Source organism: Saccharothrix mutabilis subsp. mutabilis (genome assembly GCF_039521145.1).
GTDB classification, from domain to species: domain Bacteria; phylum Actinomycetota; class Actinomycetes; order Mycobacteriales; family Pseudonocardiaceae; genus Actinosynnema; species Actinosynnema mutabilis.
The window spans coordinates 44721-70462 of record NZ_BAAABU010000005.1; the positions used below are offsets into that span (position 1 = coordinate 44721).

The following is a 25742-nucleotide window of genomic DNA, read 5'->3' on the forward strand; positions in this document are numbered from 1 at the left end:
GTCACGTTGTGTGACGACGATAGCCAGGTGCGGTGTCACCGGGTCGTGGATCAGGGGCCGATCACCCGGATGCCGCCTTCTTGATCTTCCGCCACCCGCCGGCGCGGTTGTTGGCGATGATGTGGCGCAGCAACTCGACCAGGGCCGGGGCGTTGATCGGGTCGTCGCGGTAGATCGAGATCATGCGGCCGGTCTTGTTGTCGTGGCCCGCGGTGATGATGCCGTGCGGGTCGGGGACGATCGCGCCGTCGTACAGGAAGACGTTGACGTGGTCCTTCGTCGCGAGCAGGGCGCAGACGTTGCCCTGGAGGACGAAGTACGGGCGGTTGGTGAACTTGATCGTCTCCTCGATGTCGGGGTCCGCCTCGTGCACCAGTGCGCGCACGCGACGGCAGATGTCCCGCTGCCACTCGGGCAGGGCGTCGATGTAGTCGTCCACCCGCGGATCGGTCATGGCCCGCTCCCTTCTCTCGTGGACGAGTAGAAACCCGGTCGCGGATTTCGACACGATCGGACGAGAATCCGCGCTCGTGTTCCCCGACTTCGCCCGCGCGCCGAACATCGCCGATCACCCGGACGTGTACGAACAAGAGAACGAGGCGATCGACCCGACCGGCGTGCTGTGGCGGGCGCTGCGCGCCGAAGCCGACTGGGCGGGCCGCACGATCGTGGACCTGGGCTGCGGCACCGGCTTCTGGCTCCCCCGCTACGCCGCCGACCCCGGGACCGCGGTCATCGGCGTGGAACCCGATCCCGACCTGCGCGCCCGAGCCGCCGCCCGGGTCACCACCCCGGTCCTGGCCGGCTCCGCCGAACACCTCCCGCTGGAAGACGGCTCGGTGGACGTCGTCCACGCCCGCTTCGCCTACTTCTTCCCACCCGACTGCGAACCGGGCCTGCGCGAGGTCCTGCGGGTGCTCAAGCCGGGCGGGCGGCTGGTCGTGATCGACAACGACTGGCGCCACGGCGAGTTCGGCGCACTGCTGAGCCGCTCCGCGTGGGCGACGGCGCAGGGCACGGCCGACACGACCGACGAGTGGTGGCGCCGGCACGCCGCCCGCCGCACCGAGGTGATGTCGTCGTGGCGCTGCCGTGACGCGGCGGAACTGGAGTCCGTGCTGCGCATCGAGTTCCCGTCGGACGTGGTGGACCAGTGGCTGACGGCCCACCCCAACCGCCACGAACTGACGTACGGCTACACCCTCTTCACCGTGACCGCCTGACCAAGGGGTCGCAGAGTGGAAGTCTTCCTGCTTTGGCACGTCCGCCACGCCCGGTACCCGGACGGCACGGCCGACCACTTCGGTGACGACGGCGAGCTGGTCTGGGACGAGGAGGACGGCGACGACGTGAAGGTGCTGGGCGTGTACTCGACGGAGCAACGCGCCCGCGAGCGCATCGAGCGGGCGAGGAAGACGCCGGGGTTCGCCGAAGAGCCGGACTGCTTCCACATCTCCCGGTACGCGGTGGACGAGGACCGGTGGGAGGAAGGCTTCATCACCATCGTCCACTAGCGCCCACCCACGTTGGCCTCGTGGTTCCGCGCCTTGTCGCCGGGGCTGCCCGACAAGGTTGAGCAGCCCCGGATCGCGTCCATTTCACCAACCGCGGGTGCGCCACTCCTCCAGGTGTGGGCGTTCGCGGCCCAACGTCGAGTCGTCGCCGTGGCCCGGGTAGAACCACGTGTCGTCCGGTAGGACGTCGAACACCCGTTCCTTCACGTCGGTGAACAGCGACGTGAAGTCCTCCGGCGACGTCGTCTTCCCCACCCCACCAGGAAAGAGCGAGTCGCCGGTGAACAGGTGGGCACCGTCCACCGGCGACCGGTACAGCAGGGCGATCGAGCCCGGCGTGTGGCCGCGCAAGTGGATCACCGACAGGGGCACCTGGCCGACCATCACGGTGTCGCCATGCGTCACCAGCTGGTCCGGCGGGATCGGCAGCACCGAAGCGTCCAACTCATGCGCCACCGTGTTGGAGCCGTTCGCGCCCGCCACGGCACCGAGGGCGCCCCAGTGGTCCTGGTGGCGATGGGTCGTCACGATCGTCTTCAGGCGTGGGCGTTCCGTGGAGTGGCCCACCAGGTCCGAGATGCGGGTCGGGTCGGCTGCCGCGTCGATCAGCAGCGCCTCGTTGGTCGCTCGGCACACCAGCAGGTAGGCGTTGTTGTCCATCGGGCCCACGCTGATCTTGGTGATCGTCAGGTCGCCCAGCGTGCGGCGGGTGGCGGGGCCGTTCGGGGTGACGTGTCCCGTGTAGTCCTCAAGTACGTCCACGTGCATCGACGTTAGTCCACGGGGCACCCTTCAGGACGCGTACAGGTTGCTCCAATAGGCTTAGTAACGATCACGCCAGTCAAGACGATGTAATTTGATTACGCACCGAACTGGGTAACTCAGCCTCGTGCCTCCTCCTCGCCGGATCAACTGGGACGTCCTGCGCATCCTGGCCGTGGCGGCTGTCCTGCTCCAGCACGCCACCCACGCCGGCCCGGCCGTCCACCCCGAACTCAGCCCGCCCCTGTTCACCGTCTCCCTGGAGATGGGCGCCAGCACGCTCGTCGTCATCTCCGCCTTCTTCGCCTGCGCCTCCCTCGCGAAGGGGCAACCCGCGCGCTTCCTGCGCAACCGCCTCGCCCGCCTGGTCCCCGCCTACGTGGTCGCGGCGGTCTGCACGTACGCCGTCCTGACCCGCGTCGCGCCCGAGGGCTGGAGCCAACTCGAACCGCGCGACCTCGTGGTCAACGCCCTCATGCTCCAGAACTGGTTCCCCGACGCCCGCCTGGTCGACTTCTCGTACTGGACCCTCCCCGTCCAGGTCACGGGGTTCGTCGCGGGCGCGCTGCTCGCTTCGCGCGTCCGCGGCCGGGCGTTGAAAGCCCTGCTCTGGGCGTTGGTCGCGGCGCCGCTCGTGCTGCGCGTCTGGACCGTCGAACCCGGTGCCGTCCGCACCCTCTACGACGGGTTCGGCATGCACCGCGGTCAACTGTTCGCCGCGGGTGTGAGCCTGTGGCTGTGGTCCAAGGGCCGGCTCGGCTCACGGCACCTCACGGCGTTGCTGCTCGCCGCCCTCACGGCGCAGGCCGTGCACACCGCGGACATCGCGTCCACGGTCGCGTTGGGCGTCCTTCTAGTGGGCGTGGCCGCGTGCGCCAAGGGACCGGACTGGGACATCGGTCCCGTCCGGTTCCTGCGCCGGCCCGTCAAGTGGCTCGCCGGCATCTCCTACGGCGTCTACCTGGTGCACCAGGAGATCGGGTACGTCGCCATGGCCGGGGTCGCCCGGTTCGGACCCGCCGTGGAACTCGCGACGTTCCTCGGCACGGCCGTCCTCCTCGGCTGGCTGTTGACCAGGTTCGTGGAGAAGCCCGCGTTCAAGGCCCTGACCGCGAGCCACCGGCCGGTCGTGGTGCGGCTGGTGCTGGCCGCCCGCCTGCACTCCGCTCAGAGCCACCTGGGCAGCGCGGGCGCGGCGCCGTCGAGCGGCGCGCCGCTCTGGCGGCCGGTCAGCCACGCCAGCACGTCCGCCGCGGACCCGCTGACCTCGATCGAACCGCTGCTCGCGGTCAGCTCCCAGCTGCGCTGACGGCCGTCGGGCAGGGTCACGTCCACGCGCACGTCGGGGACGTCGGCGCGGTCGGCGAACTGGCCGACCGCGTCGTCCACGAACGCCTCCAGCAGGTGCTCGGGCAGGTCGCCGAACCCGACGCCCGCGTCCAGGTCGACCAGGTGCAACCACACCTCGCGCAGCCGCAGCCACGGCACCCGGTGGGCCAGGAACACCCCCGTGACCGGGTGCACGACCTCCGCCTCCCACGCGGTCGGGGGCAGGTCGCGGGCGGCGGCGGCGAACCGCTGGCACGCCGCGTCCAGGTCGGCGCGCAGCAGCTGCGGCTGGCGGGCGGCGCCCTCGACGATGTCGGCGTCGCGGTCCGCCCAACTCAGGTACATGGGGTGCTCGACGCCGGTCTTCGCCCACGTCAGCAGGTTCACCAACGCGTCCGCGTTGCGTGCGAGATGCGTCACGACGTGCGCCCGGCTCCAGCCCGGCAGCAGGCTCGGTCCGCGCAGAAGCACGTGGTCAAGGGCGTCGACAGCCTCGTAGAGGGCCTCGGTCGCCCGCTCGACCTCGGCGAGGCCCGCGACGGCGTCCTGCGCGGCGGCCGACTGCTCCCGCGGCGCGGGTACGCTCGTCTCGGCGGATCGGACCTGGGCGGCATCAGCGAAGCTCATGGGCACCTCATCCCCGGCGTCTGCGGCCGAATGGCCTATCGTCCCAGCGTAGGGGCGATCGCTACCGACCGGTAGAGCCGTTGGCGCACGATCGCGGCGGGACCCACCCGTTTTTGTCGGTGCCCGCCCCTAGCATGGGACGCGCCCTCCCCGACAGGCCTGTCGAGGTGGTCCGTTACGCTTTTCGAACGTCTGTTCGGGGGATGGCCGAATACCGAAGGGAACCGTCGTGGCTGACCGCCTCGTCGTACGCGGCGCACGCGAGCACAACCTGCGAGGGGTGGACCTCGACCTGCCGAGGGACAGCCTCATCGTGTTCACCGGGCTGTCCGGCTCGGGCAAGTCGAGCCTCGCCTTCGACACGATCTTCGCGGAGGGCCAGCGGCGCTACGTCGAGTCGCTGTCGGCCTACGCGCGCCAGTTCCTCGGGCAGATGGACAAGCCCGACGTCGACTTCATCGAGGGCCTGTCGCCCGCGGTGTCGATCGACCAGAAGTCGACCAGCCGCAACCCGCGCTCGACCGTCGGCACCATCACCGAGGTCTACGACTACCTGCGCCTGCTCTACGCCCGCGCGGGCAAGCCGCACTGCCCCACCTGCGGCGAGGCCATCTCCAAGCAGACGCCGCAGCAGATCGTCGACCAGGTCCTCGCGATGGAGCAGGGCACCAAGTTCCAGGTGCTCGCGCCGGTCATCCGGGGCCGCAAGGGCGAGTACCTCGACCTGTTCTCCACGCTGCAGTCGCAGGGCTACTCGCGCGCGAAGGTCGACGGCGTGGTCTACGCGCTGGGCGAGGTGCCCAAGCTCAAGAAGCAGGAGAAGCACCACATCGCCGTGGTGATCGACCGGCTCACCGTCAAGGCGAGCTCCAAGCAGCGGCTCACCGACTCGGTGGAGACCGCGCTGCGGCTGGCCGACGGCCTGGTCGAACTGGAGTTCGTCGACGTCCCGGACAACGACCCGGGCCGCGTGCGCGGCTTCTCCGAGAACCTCGCCTGCCCCAACGGCCACCCGCTGGCGATCGAGGACCTGGAGCCCCGGTCGTTCTCGTTCAACTCCCCCTACGGCGCGTGCCCCACGTGCACCGGCATCGGCGTGCGCAAGGAGGTGGACCCGGAGCTGGTCGTCCCGGACGACGAGCTGTCGCTGGCCGACGGCGCCATCGCCCCGTGGGCCACCGGCCAGACCGCCGAGTACTTCGCCCGCCTGCTGGAGGCGCTGGCGCTGACCATCGGGTTCCGCATGGACACCCCGTGGCGGCAGCTGCCGGCCAAGGCGCAGAAGGCGATCCTGCACGGCGTGCCCGAGCAGGTGAACGTCCGCTACAAGAACCGGTACGGCCGCGAGCGCTCCTACTACGCCAACTACGAGGGCGTGATCCCGTTCCTGGAGCGCCGCCAGGAGCAGACCGAGTCCGAGTACATGCGGGAGAAGTACGAGGGCTACATGCGGGAGGTGCCGTGCCCGGTGTGCCAGGGCACCCGCCTCAAGCCGGAGATCCTGGCCGTCACGCTGCACCACGCCCGCAAGGGCGACAAGTCCATCGCCGAGGTCTGCGCCATGTCGGTGCAGGAGTGCTCGGAGTTCCTCGACGGGCTCAAGCTGGGCAAGCGCGAGGCGATGATCGCGGGCGCGGTGCTCAAGGAGATCCAGGCCCGCCTGCACTTCCTGCTCGACGTCGGCCTCAACTACCTGTCCCTCGACCGGGCCAGCGCCACACTCTCGGGTGGTGAAGCGCAGCGCATCCGGCTGGCCACCCAGATCGGGTCCGGCCTGGTCGGCGTGCTCTACGTGCTGGACGAGCCGTCCATCGGCCTGCACCAGCGCGACAACCACCGCCTGATCGAGACCCTGACCCGCCTGCGCGACCTGGGCAACACGCTGATCGTGGTCGAGCACGACGAGGACACCATCCGCACCTCGGACTGGGTGGTCGACATCGGTCCGGGCGCGGGCGAGCACGGCGGCCAGGTCGTGCACAGCGGCCCGTACACCGACCTGCTCAAGAGCAAGAAGTCGATCACCGGCGAGTACCTGTCGGGCCGCAAGCAGATCGCGCTGCCGACCTCGCGGCGCAAGGTCGACAAGAAGCGCCAGCTCACCGTGGTCGGCGCGCGGGAGCACAACCTGCGCGGCATCGACGTGTCGTTCCCGCTGGGGTGCCTGGTGTCGGTCACCGGCGTGTCCGGCTCGGGCAAGTCCACGCTGGTCAACGACATCCTGGCGACCGTGCTGGCGAACAAGCTCAACGGCGCGCGCCAGGTGCCGGGCCGCCACACCCGAGTCAAGGGCCTGGAGCACGTGGACAAGCTGGTGCAGGTCGACCAGTCGCCGATCGGCCGCACCCCGCGGTCCAACCCGGCCACCTACACGGGCGTGTTCGACCACATCCGCAAGCTGTTCGCGGCCACCACCGAGGCGAAGGTGCGCGGCTACCAGCCGGGCCGGTTCTCCTTCAACGTCAAGGGCGGGCGCTGCGAGGCGTGCGCCGGCGACGGCACGATCAAGATCGAGATGAACTTCCTGCCGGACGTCTACGTCCCGTGCGAGGTGTGCAAGGGCGCGCGGTACAACCGCGAGACCCTGGAAGTGCACTACAAGGGCAAGACCATCTCCGAAGTGCTGGACATGCCGATCGAGGAGGCCGCGACCTTCTTCGAGCCGATCAACGCGATCCACCGGCACCTGCGCACCCTGGTCGACGTCGGCCTGGGCTACGTGCGGCTGGGCCAGCCCGCGCCCACCCTGTCCGGCGGCGAGGCGCAGCGCGTGAAGCTCGCGTCGGAGTTGCAGAAGCGCTCGACCGGCAAGACGGTCTACATCCTCGACGAGCCCACCACGGGCCTGCACTTCGAGGACATCCGCAAGCTGCTGGGCGTGATCAACGGCCTGGTCGACAAGGGCAACACGGTGATCGTGATCGAGCACAACCTCGACGTGATCAAGGTGTCGGACTGGCTGGTCGACATGGGTCCCGAGGGCGGCTCGGGCGGCGGCACGGTGGTCGCCGAGGGCACCCCGGAGGACGTGGCCGACGTGGAGGAGAGCTACACGGGCCAGTTCCTGCGGGAAGTGCTCGGCTCGGACGCGGCGGTCGCGGGGTAGGGCCGTGTCGCTGCACCGCTACCGGTTCCGCAGCGTCTGGACGGTGGACAGCCCGCCGGCGCGGACCTTCGACGTGCTCGCGGATCTCGGCGGCTACCCGCGGTGGTGGCCCGAGGTCCGCGCGGCGCGCCGGGTGGGTGAGCGGGCGGCGGAGCTGCGGTGCCGCTCGGTCCTGCCCTACGACCTGGTGTTCGAGGCGCACCACAACGCGCGGGAACCCGAGTCCGGTCTGCTGCGCGCGGACCTGGTGGGCGACCTGGAGGGCACGGCGAGCTGGCGCGTCCTCCCGGAGGGCCGGTCGGGTTCGCGGCTGGTCTACACGCAGGAGGTCGAGGTCACCAAGCCGCTGGTGCGCCGGTTGGCGCTGGTGGCCCGGCCGCTGCTCAAGGCGAACCACGCGGTGATGATGCGCAACGGCCACCGGGGTCTGCGCGGCTACCTCGCGGGCCGCTAGATCCGCGGGCACACGTCGTACATGATCTTGAAGAGGCGTTCGGACTCGGCCGAGTCGCCCACCGGCAGCTTGAAGTAGGCCTTGGTCGCCTCCACGCACTGGGTGAGCAGGTCGTGTTCGGCGTCCAGGGTGGAGTGCTGGGAGCGTTTGTCCGCGAGGGACTTGTCGGCTTCCTCGCGTTCCCTCGCCACGTCGGCGGCGGCGCTGTCCTGGGCGGCTTTCGCGCTGGTCAGGCGGTCGGTCTCGCCGCGCTCGTCGAACAACAGCACGGTGCAGACCGCCGCGGTGGCCAGGAACAGGGCCGCCACCGCGGCCAGGGCGATGATCGGCGCGCGGCTCATCGGCAGGCCACCTCCACCTTGTCGATCGCGGCGGCCAGCGCCGGCTGGTTGCCGTCCCGGGCGGCGATGATCGAGTCCTTGGCCGGGTCGGCGCACTTGTGCAGCTCGGCGTTGGCCGACTCCAGCGACTTGATCTTCTCCGCGGTCTCCTGGACGGACTTGCGGGTGTCGGACAGCTCCGCGCGGCGGTCGTCCACCAGGCGGGTCGCGGCGTCCAGCTCGCCGGCCGCGGCGCCGCGGTCCTGGCGGGCGTCGTTCCACAGGGCGGCCATGGTGCCCGCCGCGCCCAGGGCCAGCACGACCAGCAGGGCCAGCACGACCACGGCCGGGCGGGTCCTCGACGGGGGCGGTCCGGGCACGGGCGGCGGGTAGGGCGGTGGGGTGGGCTGCGGGCCGGTCATGGGGCCGACGCTAGGCGCCCCGCCCCGCCGAAGTCCCGCCGACTCCGGGCAGCGGGGCACGTTCCGGCAGGTCAGGCGAGTTCCCCGGTTTCCCGGAACGGGCCGGACCGGGGCGTCAGAGCCAGCCGTTGTCGTGGGCGGTGGCGACGGCGGCCGAGCGGTCGGCGACGTTCAGCTTGGCCACCGCCGACGACAGGTAGTTGCGCACGGTGCCCGGGGTCACCCGCAGCCGCCGGGCAACCTCGGCCACCGGGGTGTCGTAGGCGGTCAGGCGCAGCACCTCCAGTTCGCGCGGCGTCAGCGGGCACGTCGTCGGGACCAGCACGTCCGCCGCCACCGCCGGGTGCAGGTACCGGCCGCCGGCGTGGACGTGGCGCACGACGTCGGCCAGCACACCCGACCGCGACGACTTCGGCAGCACTCCCCTGGCCCCGGTGACCAGCGCCTGCCTGGTGTCGGGCACGCCGGCGGCCCCGGTCAGCACGACCACCGCGCACGTCGGCAGCAGGCGCGCGAGGTCGCGGGCCACCGCGAACCCGTCCAGCCCGCGCAGGCCCGCCACGACCACGTCCGGTGTGTGGGCGAGGGCCGACGCGACCGCCGACTCGGTGTCCACCGCGGACGCCACCACGTCGAGGTCGCCCTCCAGGTTCAGCAACGCCGTCAGCGCCGCCCGTTCCAGGCCTTCGTCGTCGGCGAGCAGCACGCGGATGCGCAACGCCGCCTCCCACCGAACCGGACCGGGCCGCGGTCGATGGTGCCCCACGGCCCGGCGGAGCGCACGGCTAACCCAGCGCGCTCCCCAGCCGCCGGACGCCCTCGGTGATCTCCGGAACGGTGTTGGTGGTGAACGACAGCCGCAGCGCGGACCGGTCCGGCGTGGTCGCGTAGAACGGTGCGCCGGGCACGAAGGCCACGTCCTGGGCCAGCGCCTTGGGCAGCAGTTCGGCGGTGTCCACGGCGCCGGGCAGGGTCGCCCAGACGAACATCCCGCCGTCCGGGTCGCTCCACCGGGACCCGGCGGGCAGCGCCGACGGCAGCGCGGCCAGCATCGCGTCCCGGCGTTCGCGGTAGGCGGCGCACAGGCCGCGGACGTGCGCGTCGAGGTCGTTGTCGGCCAGGTACGCCGCGGCGGCGGCCTGGTCGATGGTCGAGGTGTGCAGGTCGGCGGCCTGCTTCACGACCACCAGCGTGCGCAGCAGGTCCGCGGGCGCGCGCAGCCAGCCCAGGCGCAGGCCCGGCGCGCCGATCTTGGAGAAGCTGCCCAGGTAGAGCACCCGGTCGCTGAAGGTCGCCAACGCGGGCTCGGGCTCGCCCCGGTAGCGCAGCTCGCCGTACGGGTCGTCCTCCACCACCCACAGCCCGTGCCGGTCGGCCAGCGCGGCGATCTCACGCCGCCGCGCGGCGGTCAGCGTCCGGCCGGTCGGGTTGGCGAAGGTCGGCACCAGGTAGAGCAGCTCGGGCCGTTCGCGCTCGACGACCTCGGCCAGCGCGGCGGGGTCCATGCCGTGCTCGTCACCGGCGACCGGCACGATCCGCGCGCCCGCGAGCTGGAACGCCTGCAGCGCCGCGAGGTAGGTCGGCTCCTCCACCGCCACCACCGCGCCGGGTTCGAGCAAGGCGGTGACGAGCAGGGTCAACGCCTGTTGCGACCCGGTGGTGACGAGCAGGGCGGCGGCGTCGGTGGGCAGGCCGCGGGCGGTGAGCCGGGCGGCGACGTGGCCGCGCAGGTCGGGGTCGCCCTCGGTCGGCGCGTACTGCAGCGTCCGCCGCGACACGGCCCGGTCGAACGCCGCCCGCAACGCGTCCACGTCGAACAGCTCGGGCGCGGGCAGGCCGCCGGCGAAGGAGATCACCTCGGGTCGGGAGATCAGGGCGAGCAGGTCGCGGACGGGGGAACTGGCGACGGTGAGCTTCCGGGGCATGGGCGGTCCTCCGGTGGACGGGTTCTGGGGTGCGCGGTCGTGCCGCGTCGAGGAGTCGCACCGGGGTTGAGGCGCCTCCTTTCACCCTAACCGGTGATCGCGATCGAGCAACCACTGGCAGGTTGTATGCCGGTCTGGTTATATTCCTGTCGTGGCATCTACGTTCGCCGTGCTGGCCGACCCGCACCGCCGCGAGATCCTCGACGTGCTGCGCGCGGGTGAGCGGCCGGTCAACGACCTGGTCGACCTGCTCGACCTCGCCCAGCCCGCCGTGTCCAAGCACCTGCGCGTGCTGCGCGAGGCGGGGCTGGTCGAGGTCCGGCGGGACGCGCAGCGGCGCTGGTACCGGCTGCGGCCCGAGCCGCTGGTCGAACTCGACGCGTGGCTCGCGCCGTACCGGCGGATGTGGGAGCGCAGCCTGGACGCACTCGAACGGCGATTGGACGTGATGGACCGATGAGCGCCGAACTGCGCCGCGTCGACGGCAAGCCCGTGCTGCGGTTCGAACGCCTCCTGCGGCACCCGCCCGCGAAGGTGTGGCGGGCTGTCACCGAACCGGGTGAACTCGCGCACTGGTTCCCGGCGGCGGTGGCCGTGGACGGGCGTGCGCTGCGGTTCACCTTCCCCGACGGCGGCGGCAACGGCGGCGAGGTGCTGGAGTCCGACCCGCCGAAGGTGTTCGCGTTCCGCTGGCACACCGACGTCCTGCGGTTCGAACTGCTCCCCCACGACGACGGCACCCTGCTCGTCTTCACCCACGTCCTGAGCGCCGAGCCGAGCGCGGGCCGGACCGCGGCGGGCTGGGACGCGTGCTTCGGCGCGCTGGAGGCGTCGCTGGCGGGCGAGGACTTCACGCGGCCCACCGACTGGCTCGGCCCGATGGAGCGCTACGTCCGGGAGTTCGGCCTGGACGAGGGCCACGCCGACGGCACCACCGTGCGGTTCGTGCGCGACCTGGTGTGGAAGCCGCTGGACGAGGTGTGGGCGCTGTTCACCGAGGGGTCGGCCGACCTGCCCGTGCGCGCCGCGAACCCGCACGTGCCGCCCGGCCCGGTGACCGCGCGCGAGGAGCCGGGACTGCTGGCGTTCGACTCGCCGACCGGTCGCGTGCGCTGGGAGTTCCGGCACGACCCGGACCAGGGGACGACCGTCGAGCTGACCCACGCCGTGCGCGACCCGGGTTTCGTGCCGACCGCGCTCGCCGCCTGGCACGTGCACCTGGAGCTGTTCTTCGCGGCGACGTTCGGCGAGGTCCGCTGCCCGTGGCCCGCGGACCGGGTCGCCGAGCTGACCGACCGCTACGCCCGTCGCGCGTCGGGCGCAGCGGTGAGCCGCGCGTCCGACTGAGCGGTGAGCCGCGCGTCGAGCCCGGCCAGGTGGTCGCGGCCGTAGGCGCCGTTCTCCAGGCCGTCCAGCAAGGTGGCCGGCAGGTCGGCCCGGTGGGTGTGGGAGGCGGCGGCCAGGGCGACCGTCGCCACCGTGTCCACGTCACCGGTGAAGGCCACGCACGCGCGCAGCACCCCGCTCTGCGTGTCGTGCGCGGCCAGCGCGGTCAACGCCGCCCGCACGCTCATCACGCCCTTCTCGCCGACCTCGCCCCGCCACGGCCGCGCCCACACCGGTGACCCGAGCCGGTCGGCGATCCACTCGCCCACCTCGGCGACCGGGCCCAGGCCGTGCCGGCAGTAGTGCACGGCCAGCGCGGCGGCGGACGCGGACGCGACGCCGTCCGGCGTGTCGTGCGTTACCCGGGCCTGCACCGCGGTGCGCGCCAGCACTTCGTCCACAGTGGACAGCAGGCCGGCGGGGGCGGCTCGCATGGCCGCGCCGCTCTTGTCGCTGTGCGGCCGGATACGGGCCAGGAAGTCCGCGCCCGTGCGCACCTCGCCCAGGAACGCCTGGAAGCCGCGCGCGTACCCGGGGCGCGGGTCGCGGTGGAACGCGGCCACGAACCGCTCGGCGATGGTCTCGGGCGTCCACTCCTCGCCGTCGGCGAGGAGTTCGGCCAGGGCGAGGGTCATCTGGGTGTCGTCGGTGTACGCGCCGGGCCGCAGGTCGTGCCGCGGGTGGCGGACGTAGTCGCGCAGGGTGTTGTGCTCGGCGACGAAACCGGCCGGCGCGTACTCGAAACCCGCGCCGTAGGCGTCCCCGACCGCCAGTTCGACCAGCACGTCCACCCCTCCGTCCGGCTCCGACCGAACGGCGTCGTAAGGCCGCGCTATAACCGAGTCGGTATGTCCCGTTTCACTCTATTGGCTGGTAAAACTCGTTGTCGACCAAAGACACCCCTGTGCGCGAGAAATCGCGTGTCTTTCGGAAACGAGGAACCTTGCGAATCACCAGGTTGATCCCTGCGCTCGCAGCCGCTCTGCTGTCCCTGCTCGCCCTGGCGCCGGCCGGCTCGGCCGCGCCCGCGAACGACGGTGGCGTGTCGCCGTACATCATCGGCGGCGGCTACGCGTCCAACGCGCCCTGGGCGGCCCGCCTGTTCTCCAACGGCCGGCAGACGTGCACCGCGACCATCATCGCCCCCACGTGGATCCTGACCGCCCGGCACTGCGTGAGCGGTGGCGGCCTGTCGTTCCGGATCGGCAGCCTCGACCAGACCTCCGGCGGCACCATGGCCAACGGCGTCCAGACCTACAACCACTCGGCGGACATCTCCCTCGTCCGGCTCGACCGGTCGGTCACGGCGACCTACGCCCGCCTCGCCTCGACCAGCCCGTCGGCCGGCACCACCGTGCAGGTCTACGGCTGGGGCGCGACCTCCCGGTGCGGCTCCGAGATCAACTGCCAGTCCCGCTACCTGAAGGTCGCCAACGTCGTCGTCTCCGGCGCGTGCACCGACGCCTACGGCGGCAGCGCGATCTGCGCCCGCTACGGCAACGGCATCACCGCGGGCGGCGACTCGGGTGGTCCGATGATGTACAACGGCGTGCAGATCGGCGTGGCGTCCACGAGCGACCGCCAGACCACGACCGCGTACACCAACGTCACCCGCTACCGCTCCTGGATCCAGTCCATCGCCGGCGTCTGATCAACGCCGCACCGGCCCGCCCGCCCCTGCGCGGGCGGGCCGTTCTTCGTTCCTAGCCCCGACGCCTGCGGCCGAACAGCACGAGCAGGGTCGTGCCGCCGAGCAGGAGCATCCCGCCGATCATGACGAACGGGGCGAGTTCACGGCCGGTGCTCGCCAACTCGTCGCCGCCGCCGAGCGGGGCGGTGGACGTGGTCGTGGCGGCGGCAGTGGTGGTGGTGGTGGTGGTCGTGGTGCCGCCGGTGGTGGTGCCGGTGGTCGTGGTGGTGGCGTCGGTCGTGGTCGTCGTGTCCGTGGTCGTCGTGGTGCCGTCCGTTGTGGTGCTGTCCGTTGTGGTCGTGGTGCTGTCGGTCGTGGTCGTGGTCGTGGTGGTTGCCGTGTCGCAGGACGGCAGGTCGCCGGTGAACGGGTACGCGTGGAACTCGTTGCCCGTGCCGCCGCCGGAGCCGCCGTGGGTCAGCGAGCCCGTGGTGAAGAAGCGGCCGTTGACGCCCGGCATGGTCACCGTCGTCATGCTCGCCGGGTTGCCGACCAGCACGCTGCCCTGGAACTGCGCGCCGCCCGCCAGCTCGACCGTCGTGGCCGCGGGGAAGTTCCACAGCAACCGCTCGCGCATCGAGTTGAGCTGCCCGCCGTCGGCGATCTCGCCGGTGTACGTGGCGATCCTGCGGGCGTCGCCGACGAGGTTGACCAGCACGGTCGCGCCGTCCGGGATGCCCGCGAACACCAGCCCCTGCTGGCCGCCGGACGCGCCGACCAGGTCGAAGTCGACGGTGAAGACCTGGAGCGCGGACTTGCCGTCGCCGGTGAACAGCGTCTGGTAGTTCTGGTTGACCGCCGTGCCGGTGGCCGCCGCCGTCGCGTAGCACGTGCTGGCCGCGGTGAGCTGCGACGACAGTCCCGCGTACGGCTTGAACGCGTCCGGGTCGGGCTTGTCGGTGCCGGTGAACGTGCCCGACAGCGTGCCCGCGTGGTGGATGTTGCCGCCTTCGGCGAGCAGCTTCTGGCCGGTCGCGACGGTCACCGCGCCGCCGGTGACCAGGAAGTCCGACCCGGGCGGCGGTGGCACGCGCGAGCCGACGCCGACGATGCCGACGTTGTAGGACGGCGACGAGCCGGCGGCCTTGTCCTGGTCGAAGTTCCCGCCGACGACGATGCGCCCCTCGGCCTCCGCGGCACTCGCCCGGACCAGGAAGTCGCCGCCGACGAACACGTTGATCGCGTCGTCGTAGCCGGTGATGGCCCCGTTGTTGATCGGCGGGTGCTTGCCCGGGCACTGCGAGCCGACGCACGGCCCGAGCCCGCCCGGCAGCGGGGCGGCGGTGCCGGTTCCGTGCAGGGCGACCGCCGTGACCAGGGCGACCGCGCCGAAGACGCCGAGCAGGTGGGTTCGGGACATGCGGTCGATGCTCGGTGGCGGGCACGTTCCGCGCGCGCGGAGACACCCCGGGTTACCCCGTCGGGGGTGATGAAAAGCCCCCGACGGGGTGATCTCAGATCAGCGCCGGGCGGCCAGGCCGAGCCCGACGACCACCGTGGCCAGCCCCGCGGCCAGCGCCGCTCCCGCCGTGCCGGCCGAGGTGCCCGCGACGGCGACCAGCACCGCGAGGCCCATCGCGCCGCCGACCTGCTGCGCGGTGGTGGCCACGGCCGACGCGACGCCCTCCTGCCCCGCGTCCACGCCGGCCGACGCCGTGATGAACATGGCCGGGAACGTCAGACCGCCCCCGACGCCCCACACCACCAGCCCCGGCAGCAACGCCCAGAACCCGCCGCCGACGGCCATCCCCGCCGCGAGCACCGCGATGCCGAGCCCGTTGCCGACCATCCCGACGACCAGCGCGCGCCGCACGCCCCACCGCGCGACCACCGGCCCGAGCAGCTTGAGCGAGGCCGTCATGGACACCAGCGTCAGCGGCAGGAACACCAGCCCGGCGGCCAGCGGCCGGTAGCCGAGGGCGTCCTGGAGGTAGGTGGTCGTCAGGTAGTACGCGCCACCCAACGAACTCTGGAACACCAGGATCACGCCGATCGCGGTCAGCAACGCCCGGTTGCGCACCAGCCGAGGCGGCACCAACGGCTCCCGGGTCCGCCGCTCGACCACCAGGAAGACGACGAACAGCACGACCCCGGCCAGCACGCTCACCCCGCCGAGCACCCACCCGCTCTCCGGCCCGGTGACCAGCCCCAGCACCAACAACACCGACGCCGCGGTCGCCAACAACGTCCCGGGCACGTCGAACCCACCGCTTCTGCCCACCACCGCGTCCGGCGCGAGAGCGAACGGCGCGAGCACCGCCGCGCCCAGCGCGAACGGCGCCATCACCAGCAGCACCCACTCCCAGCCCCACGCGTCGGTCAGCACGCCGCCGAGCAGCGCCCCCACCGCGAGCCCGCCGCTGCCCGCCGCGCCCCACACCGCCAGCGCCCGGTTGCGCTCCGGCCCCTCGGCGAACCCGGACCCGATCAGCGCCAGCGTCGCCGGCACCAGCAACGCCCCGCCCAGGCCCTGCGCCGCCCGCGCCGCGACCAGCACCCCCTGGTCCGCGGCCACCCCGCCGGCCAGGCACGCGAGCCCGAACAGCACCAGCCCGCCGACGAACGCCCGCCGCGCGCCGAGCCGGTCCACGACCCGCCCGCCGAACAGCAGGAAACCGCCGAGCCCCACCGCGTAGGCGCTGAGCACCCATTGCAGGGACTGCGCGGAGAACCCCAACTCGCGCCCGACGTCGGGCAGCGCGATGAACACGATGTTGTAGTCCATCGCCACGATGAACTGCGCGAACGCCAGCAAGAAGATCCGCAGACCCGTGCGCGGGCGCGCGGCCACCCCAGTAGACAAGATGCACCCCGTATCTTTACTGCACGCCGTATAGTTCAGATACGGCGCACAGTACAGCAACGCTGTAGAGTGTCAACATGGCTGTCGAGGTGCCGAGCAGGCGGGCGCGGCTGCGCGCCGAGACGTCCGCCGAGATCCGCGCGACCGCGCTCAAGCTCATGGCCGAAGGCGGCCCGGACGCGATCTCGCTGCGCGCCATCGCCCGCGAGATGGGCATGACCGCCAACGCGATCTACGGCTACTACCCCACCCGTGACGACCTCGTCACGACCCTGATCGCCGAGGTCTACGGCGACCTGGTCCGCCAGGCCGAGGCCGCCCGCGACGCCGCCGACGGCCCCGCCGCCCGCCTGCTGGCCTGGGCGCACGCGTTCCGGGCCTGGTCGCTGGCCAACCCCGAGGGGTTCCGGCTGATCTACGGCGACCCGGTGCCCGGCTACCAGCCGCCCGAGGACGGCTTCGAGCCGGAGAAGCGCGCCTGCGCCGACCTCACCGAGCTGGTCGTCGCCGCCTGGCCGACCGCCGCCGCCACCCAGTCCCACGGCGACCACCGGTGGGAGGACTTCGACCCGCACGTCACCGAGGGCCTGCGCGCCGAGCACCCCGACCTGCCGCCGGCCGCCGTCGCGCTGGCGCTGCGCGTGTGGGGCCGCATGCACGGCCTGGTCACGCTGGAGGTCTACGGCCGCCTGCGCGCCCAGACCACCCAGCCGGGCAAGCTCTACGAAGCCGAGCTGGACGACCTGGTCCGCTCGCTCGGCCTCACCTGACGAACTCCGCCCGCACCCCGAGCAGCCGCACCGGCCGGTCGTCGGTGAACCGCTCCCACGCGGCCAGCGCCGCCCGTTCGACGGGGTCGGCGTCGAGGGTGGCCGCGTCCAGGGCCACCCCGCGGGTGTAGGTGAAGAACGGCGCGAACCGGACCTTCACCACCACCCGCACCACCGGACGGCCGTCCTCCCGCACGTCCTCGACCACCCGCCGGGCCAGCGCCGCCACCTGCTCGCGGATCTCCTCGCGCGAGGTCAGGTCCTGCTGGAACGTCGTCTCGCGGCTGCGCGAGCGCGGCTCCCACGGCGTGGCGCTGACCTCGGTGTCGCCCGCGCCCAGCGCCAGGCGGTGGTAGTAGGGCCCCATCGCCGGCCCGAACCGCGCCGCCAGGTCCGCCGGGTCGGCGCGGGCGAGGTCCTCGACCGTGGCGACACCCAGTTCCGCGAGCTTCTTGCCGGTCCGCGACCCGATCCCGCGCAACGCCGTCACCGGCCGCGCGGCCATCACCTCGACCCAGTTGTCCTTGGTCAGGCGGTAGATCCCGGCGGGCTTGGCGAACCCGGTGGCGGTCTTGGCGCGCAGCCGGTTGTCGCCGATCCCGACCGAGCAGGACAGGCCGGTCTCGGCCAGCACGACCTCGCGGGTGTGCGCCGCGAACCCCTCCGGGTCGTCGGTGCGCACGCCCAGGAACGCCTCGTCCCAGCCGATCACCTCGACCACCGCGGGCAGTTCCCGCAGCACGTCCATCACCCGCTCGGACACCGCCTCGTACGCGGGCGGGTCGGAGGGCAGGAAGACCGCGTCCGGGCACTTGCGCACCGCCACCTTCAGCGGCATCCCCGAGTGCACGCCGAACTCCCGGGCCTCGTAGGACGCGGTCGCCACGACGGCGCGCTCGGTCGGGTCGCCGTTGCCGCCGACGACCACCGGCCGGCCCTTCAGCTCGGGCCGGCGGGCCACCTCGACCGCCGCGATGAACTGGTCGAGGTCCACATGCAGAACCCAGTGCGGTTCGGACACAACCGCCAGTATGGGCGTGGGATGCTGCTCTTGTGACCCCGGAGGAGTTCGCACACCTTCGGCGCGCGAAGGACCTCATGGACCGCGAGCACGCCCGGCCGCTGGACGTGCCCGCCATGGCGCGTGCCGCGCTGATGTCCACTTCGCACTTCGCCCGGCAGTTCAAAGCCGCCTACGGGGAGACGCCGTACAACTACCTGATGACCCGGCGCATCGAACGCGCGAAGGCGCTGCTGCGGCGCGGGGACATGTCGGTCACCGACGTCTGCATGGCGGTCGGCTGCACCTCGCTCGGGTCGTTCAGCACGCGGTTCACCGAGCTGGTCGGCGAGTCGCCCAGCGCCTACCGGGCGCGCGACCACTCGCTGACCGCCGCCGTCCCGAGCTGCTGGGCCAAGCACGCCGACCGCCCGAGCAGATTTCGAGAAGCACGGCCCTGACCTGCGGCGTTAGCGTCTCGCCCATGAAGCTCTCGCACACTTTCATCCAGGTGCACGACCAGGACGCCGCCCTCGCGTTCTACCGGGACGTCATCGGCCTCAAGCCGTGCGTCGACGCCGACATGGGCGAGTGGCGGTGGCTCACCCTCACCCCGCCCGAGCAGCCCGACGTCCAGATCGCGCTGTGCGACCCGATCATGGCCCGCTCCCCCGAGGACGCCGTGACCGTTCGGGAACTGCTCGCCAAGGGCGCGCTGGACGGGGTGATCTTCGAGGTGGACGACGTGGACGCCACGTTCGAGCGGATCCGCGCGGCGGGCGCGGAGGTCGTGCAGGAGCCCATCGACCAGCCCTACGGCGTGCGGGACTGCTCGTTCCGCGACCCGTCGGGCAACCAGGTCCGGTTCTCCAGCGGCCAGAAGGGCTGACGGGTGCGCGTGGACCGCCGGCCGTGCCACGATCAAGCCCATGACCGGCAGTCCGCGCGACCGCGACGACGCGGGCCGCGCCCGCAACGCCCGCCCGCGCGACGGCCTCGGCCGTCCCCTGCCCTACGGCGCTCCCGGCGTCGAACGCCAACCCGAGGGCGTGCCGCGCACGCCGCGGGAGTCCCTGACCGAGGCGCAGCGGCTCCTGGACGACGGCAAACCGTTCCACGCGCACGAGGTGCTGGAGGACGCGTGGAAGGCCGCGCCCGAGCCGGAGCGCGAACTGTGGCGGGGACTGGCCCAGCTCGCGGTCGGCCTGACCCACGCGGCCCGCGGCAACGCCCAGGGCGCGCGGTCCCTGGTGGAGCGGGGCGCCCGCAACATCGAGCCGTACCGGGACGCCCCGCCGCACGGCGTGGACGTGGCCGGGCTGGTGGCGTGGGCGCGGGCCGGCGGCTCCGGCACCCCTCGCCTGCGGGGTGGACCGCGGTAGCGGGGAAATTGCTCCGAACGCCTGCTTCGGGGGGCTTCCGGCTGGGTAGACGACGGTCAACCACTCCCCAAGGAGGCTCCCGTGTTCGCGATCATCGCCGCGGTCATCTTCGGTCTCGCCCTCCTGCTCGACCTGGCGAACGCCTCGCTGGGCTCCGTCATCGACGGCGGCACCCTGCTGATGGCCGGCCTGCTGTGCGTGGCCCTGCACCTGGCCGGCGTGGGCGTCGGCGCCCGGGCCTTCTCGTTCCGCCGCCGCCGCTGAAGTCCCCGACACCACCCGCTCCGCGCCGACCCCCGGCGCGGAGCGGGTGCTTCTTCGGGCGCACAACGCCCGCGAGGTGCGCGGGCTCGACCGGGCGCACCGGCCTACCCGCGGGTAGCGTGCGCGATCATGGACGTTCGGCGCGGGTGGTTCGGGTTCACGGCGTTGGTGGCGCTGGTCGGTCTGGTGGTGCAGGTGGTGGTGACCGCCGGCGACACCACGGGCCGCTTCCCCGACCTCGGGCCGCGGCTGTTCAACCTGTTCTGCTTCTTCACGATCCAGTCCAACGTCCTGGTGCTGGTGACGAACGCGCTGCTGGCGGCGAACCCCGATCGGCCCTCGACGCTGTTCCGGGCGTTGCGGCTGGACGGCGTGCTGGCGATCACCGTGACCGGTGTCGTGTTCCACACGGTCCTCAAAGGCCTGCGGGAGCTGACCGGCGCGGCGGCGTTCGCGGACTTCCTCCTGCACACCATGTCCCCGGTGCTGTGCGTGATCGGGTGGCTGGCGTTCGGGCCGCGCGGGGCGATCAGCACTCGGGTCATCGGGTGGTCGGTGGTGTTCCCGTTGGCGTGGCTGGCGTTCACGCTCGTCCGGGGCGCGGTCATCGACTGGTACCCGTACCCGTTCGTCAACGTGACCGTGCTCGGTTACGGCCGGGTGCTGCTGAACTGCGCCGGGGTCGCGGTGCTGTTCCTCGCGCTGGCGGCGGGCGCGTGGTGGCTGGACCGCCTGATGTCGCGCAAGCAGGCCCCGGTGGCGTAGGCGCGGCGGTTATGCTCCGCCGGTGATCAGGGTGCTGCGCGACTTCTCCACCGGTGTCGGACTGCTGGCCAAGGGCTTCGGGCTGGTGTTCCGCTCGCCCCGGCTGCTGCTCATCGGCGCCGTCCCGGCCCTGATCACGACGGTGCTGCTGATCGGCAGCGTCATCGCGCTGGGCGTGTGGATCGACGACATCGCCGCCTGGGCGACGCCGTTCGCCGACGACTGGAACGAGTCGCTGCGCACGGCGACCCGGGTCGTGGCGGGCGCGTCGATCATCGGCGCGTTCCTGGCCGTGGGGCTGCTGCTGTTCTCGGCGATCACGCTGATCATCGGCGGGCCGTTCTACGAGCACATCGCGGAGACGATCGAGGACGAGCACCTGGGTGGCGTGCCCGAGTCGCAGAAGGTGAGCTGGGCGCGGGCGGCGGGTGTCGGCATCCGGGACGCGGTCTTCCTGGTAGGACTGGCGATCCTGTGCGCCATCCCGTTGTTCGCGGCCGGGTTCATCCCCGTCGTGGGGCAGACCGTGGTGCCGGTGCTCGCGGTGTGCGTCAACGCCACGCTGCTCGGCATCGAACTGACCGGCATCCCGTTCACCCGGCGCGGGTTGAAGCTGAACGTGCGGCGGCGGGTGCTGCGCAGCCGGCGCGCGGTGACGCTCGGGTTCGCCGTGCCGACCTACCTGCTGTGCCTGGTCCCGTTGGCCGCGCTGGTGGTGTTCCCGGCGGCGATGGCAGGCGGCACGGTCCTCGCGCACCGCCTGCTCACCGGGACCCTGGACCAGAAGGTCAGGTGAACGGGATCCAGGCCTGCTGGGCGAGCCCGTCCAGCTTGCTGACCTGGAGACCCGCCGTGGACGCCGTCCACAGGTCGTCGCCCACCACGAACGCGCGCCGGACACCGTCGTAGCCGGTGGCAGCCTGCTGCCGGACCGTGCCGACCTCGGTGAACGTGTTGCCCTGCAAGCGGAGCACGAGCACGCCGCTGGTCGGCGGCTCGACCGGCTTCTCGCGGGTCGCGTAGGTCATGACCGGGACGACCACGAGGTCCTTCCAGTGGAGGAAGGCGTGCGGGTCGAACTCGACCTCGGAGTGACCGCCCGGCAGGTGGTGCCCGGCGACCTTCTTGGGGTTGGCGGCGTCGGAGACGTCGAACAGCGACACCTGCGTGCCCTGGACGCGCCCCTGGTCGTCGGCTTCCTGCCCGACGCCGATCAGCCTGCCGTCGCCGGCCGGGTGCAGGTAGGAGGAGTAGCCGGTGATCTTCAGCTCGCCGACCTTGCGCGGCTTGGCGGGGTCGGACAGGTCGAGGGTGTAGAGCGGGTCGGTCTGGCGGAAGGTCACGACGTAGCCGACCGGGCCGACGAAGCGGACGCTGTAGATGCGTTCCCCGATGCCCAGGCCGTCGACCTTGCCGACCTCTTTGAGGATGGCGCCGTCCTTCTTGAGGACGCTGACGGCGCTCTGGCTGGCGGGCGGCTGCTCGGGGATGCCGGCGGCGTTGTTGGCGGTCGTGGCGATGCGCAGGTGGCCGTCGTGCTCGGACAGCGAGTACTGGTTCAGCGGACTGCCGGTGACCTGGCCGGACGCGACGTGCTTGGGCGGTCCGGGCTGCGCGATGTCGAACTGGTGGATCGCCGTGACGCCGGGGGCCCGGCGGTTCTGGTCGGGGGCCAGGTGGTGGTCGTCGGCGACGTAGAGGGACTTGTCGGTGGCGTAGACGGTGTCGCCGTCGGCGAGGATCGAGACCGCGTCGCCGGTGCCGAGGTCGCCGGGGAAGTCGAAGGTCAGGACGGAGAGCATCGAGGTGCCCGAGTGGATCTCGGGGTGGCTCACGCGCTCGCAGGCGACGAGGGTGCCGCTGGTCTTGTTGTTGTTCTCGGTCAGTTCGTACTGGGGCAGCCACGCTTCGAGGGGTGCGGTGGCGGCGATCTCGCGGTTGCGGATGAGCGCTTCGGCCTCGGAGCGGGTGCCGTCCGGGTAGACCCAGGGCAGGCGCGGGCCGGAGTGCACGACGACGCGGACGACGTCCCCGATCTGCCGGGCGTCGAGGTAGCGGCCGTTGACGGTGAGGGAGCCGATGACCTTGGTCTCCTTGAGGTCGACCAGGGTGATCGTGGAGCCCTGCTCGGGCGCGAACCCGGGGTCCACGACGCCGCGCTCCAGGACCATGGTGGACCCCGCGACGACCAGCGCGCGGTCGCCGCGCACGAGCAGCTGGGAGGCGAACCCGGCGGGGAGGTCGAGCGTGCCGGTGAGCGCGCGGGAGGCGACGTCGACCACGCGCAGCTTGCCGTCGACGACGCTGACGACCCGGTTGCCGTCGGTCTTGACCAGGTCGGGCTCGTCCACGCCCTGCTCGTGGACGTTGGTGGTGGAGTGCTCCTTGCCCTGTTGGGTTTGGGGCGGGGCGGCCTGGCGGGCGTCGGCGGACTGGACGTCCCCTTCGGCGAGGAGGAACCCCTTGTTGCCGAAGCCGTAGACGCCGACGTGCGGCTTGGCCGCACCGCGCAACCCGTCCAACGCCGCACCGCAGGTGTCGAAGGCGACCAGTTCGACCGGCACGTTCTCGACGGGTTCGGTGCGCTGAACGTCGAACGCGGAGGGCACAGCGGAAGCCGCGGCAACCCCCACCACCAGAGCGGCCCCACCGACCAAGGCCACCCGCCTACCCCAGCTCCATCGCGTCATGTCCCCAGGACGGAGGAGGGGCCCGGTTGCGTTGCGCGCTTCTTCGCTTCGGCGGGCGGCGGCGCGAATCAGGGCTGGCGGGGTGGCGGGCGGCGGCGCGGATCAGGCCAGGCGGGCGGCGGCGCGGATCAGGCCCGGCGGGCGGCGGGCGGCGGTACGGTCGAGGCTGGTGGAGGCGCGGGTCGAGCGGCCTGGTCGCGGCCGGCGGGGTGGTGCGCGGTGTGGCCGGGGTGGGCGTGGTTGACTCGGGTGGCAACGATTCCAACCGCTAGGAGAACGTCATGACCAAGCCCGTGGTCGAGCCGCACGACGGGCCCGCGCCCGCGGACCTGGTGGTCGAGGACATCACCGTCGGCGATGGGCCCGAGGCCCAGCCGGGTCAGCTCGTGCACGTGCACTACGTCGGCGTGTCCCACTCCACCGGCGAGCAGTTCGACGCCTCCTGGGACCGCGACGAGGCCTTCAGCTTCCCGCTCGGCGGTGGCCGGGTCATCGCGGGCTGGGACCGCGGTGTGGCCGGGATGAAGGTCGGCGGCCGGCGCAAGCTCGTCATCCCGCCGCACCTGGGCTACGGCGACCGCGGCGCGGGCGGGGTCATCAAGCCGGGTGAGACGTTGATCTTCGTGGTGGACCTGCTCGGCGTGAACTGAGCCCGTGGCGGGCGGTCCGGGGAACCGGATCGCCCGCCGGCGCGTCGATTGACCAGACAGACACAAGAGGGGAACAGGCAGTGCCCGAGGACATCGGCGGCTCGGAGCGGATGCTCCAGCAGTGGCAGGCGAGCATCCAGGAGAAGGCCGACCGCTACCAGGAGATGGCCACCCGCGTGCAGGGGCTGTCGATCTCCGAGGCGTCCAAGGACGGCCAGGTCCGGCTCACCATCGGGTCCAACGGCATCCTGCAGCACCTGGAGATCTCCGAGGCGGCGGGCACCAAGCGGATGGCCGAGGTCGCCGGCGAGATCATGCGCACGCTGCAACGGGCGCAGTCGCGCATCCCGGAGCTGCTCCAGCAGGCGATGGCCGAGACCATCGGCACCCAGGACGAGACCGCGAACGTCCTGTTCAACGAGGCCAAGAAGAACTTCCCCGCGCCGCCCTCGGACGACCCGCCGGCCGCGCCGCAGCGCGCCCAGGAGATCCGGTTCGGCATCGAGGACGACGAGCAGCCGCCGCACGGACCGCGCCACGCCGCCCCGCCGCCGCCACCCCAGCCCAACCGCCGCCCGCCGCGCGCCCAGGACGAGGACGACGACTTCGGCGGCCAGTCCTTCCTGCGCTGAACCACCTGATCGGGGGATGAAGCATGACCGGCTACGAGATCGTCTCGGACACGCTCGACGCGCACGGCAAGGAGCTGGCCGACCTCAGCTCGCGCATCCAGACCGCGATCGACGCGGCCCGCACCGTGAGCATGCCCACCGACGCCTACGGCATCATCTGCCAGCCGTTCCGCATGATGCTCGACCCGGTGGAGCAGTGGGGCCTGGACGCGCTCGGCGAGGCCGTCGCGGCCATGGAGGCGTCCGGCCGCGAGGTCAAGAACACCGTCGAGCAGTACCGCGAGATGGAGGATTCCATCAGCGACAGCTTCAAGACCTCGGGCTGACCGGCTCACCCAACCGGACCACGGCCCCGGTTCATGAACGTTAAGATCGGCGCGCACTGTGCGGGGGGAGCCGAAGGGGTGTTCGACGCATGAGCCAGCCAGCCACACCGCTGTCCGAGCAGGAGCAGCAGCAGCTCGTCCGGCAGATCGGCCGCGCGATGCTGCCCGCGCTCCCGCCGGGCTGGCAGCGGGTGCGGGCCGAGTACCGGGCCGCGGGCCGGCACATCGAGGTGGACCTCGCGTTCGCCGGCCCCGACGGCCAGTGGCGACCGGTGCGCCCGCCGATGGACGTCGTGCAGCTCTTCGGGCAGCTGCGCGCCGGGATGTACCAGGCGGACCGGGGCACGTGGCTGTCCGCCGTGTACGAGATCGAGCAGCCGGGCACGTTCTCCGTCGACTTCGACGCCGAGGACGAGCCGCGCTGGCGCAACGCCCCGCCGGTCATCGGCTTCCAGGACGAGCTGCGGACCTTCCCGCGCGCCGACGACCGCATCCCGGACTGGCTGCGGCAGCGCGTCGGCCTCCCGCCGCGCGCGGAGGTCGTGCCGCCGGGCGAGCTGCGCACCGCGCACGTCTACGACGGCCGCGACGACGCCGGCCGGCCCGTGGTCAACCGGCAGACCGTGGACCCGCAGCTGCGCGAGGCGCTCCTGGCCTACCTGGAGGCCGCGCCGGTCGTGCTGGCCGCGCGGAACCTGGACGTGGACGAGTTCGCGCCGGGCGAGCAGGACGTCCCGCTGAACTTCCGCACCGACGGCACGTGGGTCTGGGCCGGCGCGGTGCCGCACTACCTGCGCAAGCACGGCTTGCCGCCGGAGCCCGCCCTGGTCCGCCACATCGTGGACCGCGGCTTCGCGGTGGCCGAGGTGGACGAGGCGACCCGGGACCGCGCCGTCGCCCTGATCACCGGCGGCGGCTGAGCCGC

At 72.2% G+C, this 25742-nt stretch carries 30 protein-coding genes and 1 pseudogene; 19 read left to right on the top strand and 12 right to left on the bottom strand.

Features of this window, described 5'->3' with window-relative positions; translation table 11 throughout:
* Window positions 1-61: 61 nt before the first annotated feature.
* Window positions 62-454, bottom strand: a complete 393-nt coding sequence (locus ABD126_RS14195; RefSeq protein ID WP_343934271.1) for a DUF1801 domain-containing protein — start codon at window positions 452-454, stop codon at window positions 62-64.
* On the opposite strand from ABD126_RS14195, the gene ABD126_RS14200 reads away from it, so the two are divergent.
* Together ABD126_RS14200 and ABD126_RS14205 are read left to right on the top strand one after the other, a co-directional pair.
* Window positions 453-1223 carry a class I SAM-dependent methyltransferase gene (locus tag ABD126_RS14200; RefSeq protein ID WP_343934272.1) on the top strand — a complete coding sequence of 257 codons (771 nt, stop codon included), beginning with the start codon at window positions 453-455 and terminating at the stop codon, window positions 1221-1223. The two genes, ABD126_RS14195 and ABD126_RS14200, sit on opposite strands and share 2 nt — an antisense overlap.
* Window positions 1224-1238: 15 nt before the next feature.
* Window positions 1239-1514 carry a DUF7336 domain-containing protein gene (locus tag ABD126_RS14205; RefSeq protein WP_343934273.1) on the top strand — a complete coding sequence of 92 codons (276 nt, stop codon included), beginning with the start codon at window positions 1239-1241 and terminating at the stop codon, window positions 1512-1514.
* Window positions 1515-1598: 84 nt separating this feature from the next.
* Here the strand turns inward: ABD126_RS14205 and ABD126_RS14210 are convergent, their stop codons facing one another.
* Window positions 1599-2282: an MBL fold metallo-hydrolase gene (locus ABD126_RS14210; protein WP_425542808.1), complete on the bottom strand. Its 684-nt coding sequence runs from the start codon at window positions 2280-2282 to the stop codon at window positions 1599-1601.
* Between the two features lie 121 nt (window positions 2283-2403).
* Between ABD126_RS14210 and ABD126_RS14215 the strand changes: the two are divergent.
* Window positions 2404-3339, top strand: a pseudogene (locus ABD126_RS14215) (acyltransferase family protein); the annotation flags it as partial.
* Window positions 3340-3443: 104 nt separating this feature from the next.
* Here ABD126_RS14215 and ABD126_RS14220 read toward each other — a convergent pair.
* Window positions 3444-4232 (bottom strand): maleylpyruvate isomerase family mycothiol-dependent enzyme, encoded by a 789-nt coding sequence (locus tag ABD126_RS14220; RefSeq protein ID WP_343934275.1) that lies wholly within the window; start codon window positions 4230-4232, stop codon window positions 3444-3446.
* Window positions 4233-4461: 229 nt separating this feature from the next.
* On the opposite strand from ABD126_RS14220, the gene uvrA reads away from it, so the two are divergent.
* Complete coding sequence (uvrA, locus tag ABD126_RS14225) at window positions 4462-7338, top strand: excinuclease ABC subunit UvrA (protein ID WP_343934276.1); 2877 nt, start codon at window positions 4462-4464, stop codon at window positions 7336-7338.
* Window positions 7339-7342: 4 nt separating this feature from the next.
* Entirely contained in the window at window positions 7343-7792 is a 450-nt protein-coding gene (locus tag ABD126_RS14230) for an SRPBCC family protein (RefSeq protein WP_343934277.1), read from the top strand.
* On the opposite strand, the gene ABD126_RS14235 is transcribed toward ABD126_RS14230, so the two are convergent.
* The 4 genes from ABD126_RS14235 to ABD126_RS14250 form a co-directional block, all read right to left on the bottom strand.
* A complete protein-coding gene (locus tag ABD126_RS14235) occupies window positions 7789-8133 on the bottom strand; it encodes a hypothetical protein (RefSeq protein ID WP_343934278.1) in 345 nt (114 codons plus the stop codon). The genes ABD126_RS14230 and ABD126_RS14235 overlap by 4 nt on opposite strands.
* Entirely contained in the window at window positions 8130-8534 is a 405-nt protein-coding gene (locus tag ABD126_RS14240; protein WP_343934279.1) for a hypothetical protein, read from the bottom strand. The genes ABD126_RS14235 and ABD126_RS14240 overlap by 4 nt, the downstream gene beginning before the upstream one ends.
* A gap of 115 nt (window positions 8535-8649) precedes the next feature.
* The gene (locus tag ABD126_RS14245) at window positions 8650-9252 is read right to left on the bottom strand and encodes a response regulator (RefSeq protein ID WP_343934280.1); all 603 of its coding nucleotides are present in this window, start codon (window positions 9250-9252) and stop codon (window positions 8650-8652) included.
* A 67-nt stretch (window positions 9253-9319) separates the two neighbouring features.
* Entirely contained in the window at window positions 9320-10459 is a 1140-nt protein-coding gene (locus ABD126_RS14250) for an aminotransferase-like domain-containing protein (RefSeq protein ID WP_343934281.1), read from the bottom strand.
* 151 nt (window positions 10460-10610) lie between these two features.
* On the opposite strand from ABD126_RS14250, the gene ABD126_RS14255 reads away from it, so the two are divergent.
* Together ABD126_RS14255 and ABD126_RS14260 are read left to right on the top strand one after the other, a co-directional pair.
* Window positions 10611-10919, top strand: a complete 309-nt coding sequence (locus ABD126_RS14255) for an ArsR/SmtB family transcription factor (protein WP_343934282.1) — start codon at window positions 10611-10613, stop codon at window positions 10917-10919.
* Window positions 10916-11806, top strand: a complete 891-nt coding sequence (locus tag ABD126_RS14260; protein ID WP_343934283.1) for an SRPBCC family protein — start codon at window positions 10916-10918, stop codon at window positions 11804-11806. Before ABD126_RS14255 ends, ABD126_RS14260 begins: the two co-directional genes overlap by 4 nt.
* Here the strand turns inward: ABD126_RS14260 and ABD126_RS14265 are convergent.
* Window positions 11758-12630: an ADP-ribosylglycohydrolase family protein gene (locus tag ABD126_RS14265; RefSeq protein WP_343934284.1), complete on the bottom strand. Its 873-nt coding sequence runs from the start codon at window positions 12628-12630 to the stop codon at window positions 11758-11760. The two genes, ABD126_RS14260 and ABD126_RS14265, sit on opposite strands and share 49 nt — an antisense overlap.
* A gap of 158 nt (window positions 12631-12788) precedes the next feature.
* On the opposite strand from ABD126_RS14265, the gene ABD126_RS14270 reads away from it, so the two are divergent.
* Window positions 12789-13496 carry a S1 family peptidase gene (locus tag ABD126_RS14270; protein ID WP_343934285.1) on the top strand — a complete coding sequence of 236 codons (708 nt, stop codon included), beginning with the start codon at window positions 12789-12791 and terminating at the stop codon, window positions 13494-13496.
* A gap of 52 nt (window positions 13497-13548) precedes the next feature.
* On the opposite strand, the gene ABD126_RS14275 is transcribed toward ABD126_RS14270, so the two are convergent.
* Entirely contained in the window at window positions 13549-14895 is a 1347-nt protein-coding gene (locus tag ABD126_RS14275; protein WP_343934286.1) for a choice-of-anchor A family protein, read from the bottom strand.
* A gap of 99 nt (window positions 14896-14994) precedes the next feature.
* Window positions 14995-16338, bottom strand: coding sequence for an MFS transporter (locus tag ABD126_RS14280; protein WP_343934287.1), 1344 nt, complete (start codon window positions 16336-16338; stop codon window positions 14995-14997).
* A gap of 77 nt (window positions 16339-16415) precedes the next feature.
* Between ABD126_RS14280 and ABD126_RS14285 the strand changes: the two genes are divergently transcribed.
* Entirely contained in the window at window positions 16416-17108 is a 693-nt protein-coding gene (locus tag ABD126_RS14285; RefSeq protein WP_343934289.1) for a TetR/AcrR family transcriptional regulator, read from the top strand.
* On the opposite strand, the gene ABD126_RS14290 is transcribed toward ABD126_RS14285, so the two are convergent.
* Window positions 17101-18129 (bottom strand): DNA polymerase IV, encoded by a 1029-nt coding sequence (locus ABD126_RS14290; protein ID WP_343934290.1) that lies wholly within the window; start codon window positions 18127-18129, stop codon window positions 17101-17103. The genes ABD126_RS14285 and ABD126_RS14290 overlap by 8 nt on opposite strands.
* Window positions 18130-18206: 77 nt before the next feature.
* Between ABD126_RS14290 and ABD126_RS14295 the strand changes: the two genes are divergently transcribed.
* From ABD126_RS14295 to ABD126_RS14320, 6 genes are all read left to right on the top strand, one after another.
* Window positions 18207-18569, top strand: a complete 363-nt coding sequence (locus ABD126_RS14295; RefSeq protein WP_343934291.1) for a helix-turn-helix transcriptional regulator — start codon at window positions 18207-18209, stop codon at window positions 18567-18569.
* Between the two features lie 23 nt (window positions 18570-18592).
* Window positions 18593-18997, top strand: coding sequence for a VOC family protein (locus ABD126_RS14300; protein WP_343934292.1), 405 nt, complete (start codon window positions 18593-18595; stop codon window positions 18995-18997).
* A gap of 40 nt (window positions 18998-19037) precedes the next feature.
* Window positions 19038-19490, top strand: coding sequence for a DUF309 domain-containing protein (locus ABD126_RS14305; protein ID WP_343934293.1), 453 nt, complete (start codon window positions 19038-19040; stop codon window positions 19488-19490).
* Between the two features lie 81 nt (window positions 19491-19571).
* Window positions 19572-19754 (top strand): hypothetical protein, encoded by a 183-nt coding sequence (locus tag ABD126_RS14310; RefSeq protein WP_121227225.1) that lies wholly within the window; start codon window positions 19572-19574, stop codon window positions 19752-19754.
* A gap of 129 nt (window positions 19755-19883) precedes the next feature.
* Window positions 19884-20519 carry a Pr6Pr family membrane protein gene (locus ABD126_RS14315; protein WP_343934294.1) on the top strand — a complete coding sequence of 212 codons (636 nt, stop codon included), beginning with the start codon at window positions 19884-19886 and terminating at the stop codon, window positions 20517-20519.
* Between the two features lie 31 nt (window positions 20520-20550).
* Window positions 20551-21315, top strand: a complete 765-nt coding sequence (locus ABD126_RS14320) for an EI24 domain-containing protein (RefSeq protein WP_343934632.1) — start codon at window positions 20551-20553, stop codon at window positions 21313-21315.
* On the opposite strand, the gene ABD126_RS14325 is transcribed toward ABD126_RS14320, so the two are convergent.
* Window positions 21308-23182, bottom strand: a complete 1875-nt coding sequence (locus ABD126_RS14325) for a beta-propeller domain-containing protein (protein WP_343934295.1) — start codon at window positions 23180-23182, stop codon at window positions 21308-21310. The two genes, ABD126_RS14320 and ABD126_RS14325, sit on opposite strands and share 8 nt — an antisense overlap.
* Before the next feature lie 308 nt (window positions 23183-23490).
* Here ABD126_RS14325 and ABD126_RS14330 point away from each other — a divergent pair, with 308 nt between their 5' ends.
* From ABD126_RS14330 to ABD126_RS14345, 4 genes are all read left to right on the top strand, one after another.
* The gene (locus ABD126_RS14330; protein WP_343934296.1) at window positions 23491-23859 is read left to right on the top strand and encodes an FKBP-type peptidyl-prolyl cis-trans isomerase; all 369 of its coding nucleotides are present in this window, start codon (window positions 23491-23493) and stop codon (window positions 23857-23859) included.
* Window positions 23860-23939: 80 nt separating this feature from the next.
* The gene (locus ABD126_RS14335) at window positions 23940-24491 is read left to right on the top strand and encodes a YbaB/EbfC family nucleoid-associated protein (RefSeq protein WP_343934297.1); all 552 of its coding nucleotides are present in this window, start codon (window positions 23940-23942) and stop codon (window positions 24489-24491) included.
* Between the two features lie 23 nt (window positions 24492-24514).
* Window positions 24515-24817 carry a type VII secretion target gene (locus ABD126_RS14340; RefSeq protein WP_343934298.1) on the top strand — a complete coding sequence of 101 codons (303 nt, stop codon included), beginning with the start codon at window positions 24515-24517 and terminating at the stop codon, window positions 24815-24817.
* Window positions 24818-24906: 89 nt separating this feature from the next.
* Window positions 24907-25737, top strand: coding sequence for a hypothetical protein (locus ABD126_RS14345; RefSeq protein ID WP_343934299.1), 831 nt, complete (start codon window positions 24907-24909; stop codon window positions 25735-25737).
* Window positions 25738-25742: the final 5 nt, after the last annotated feature.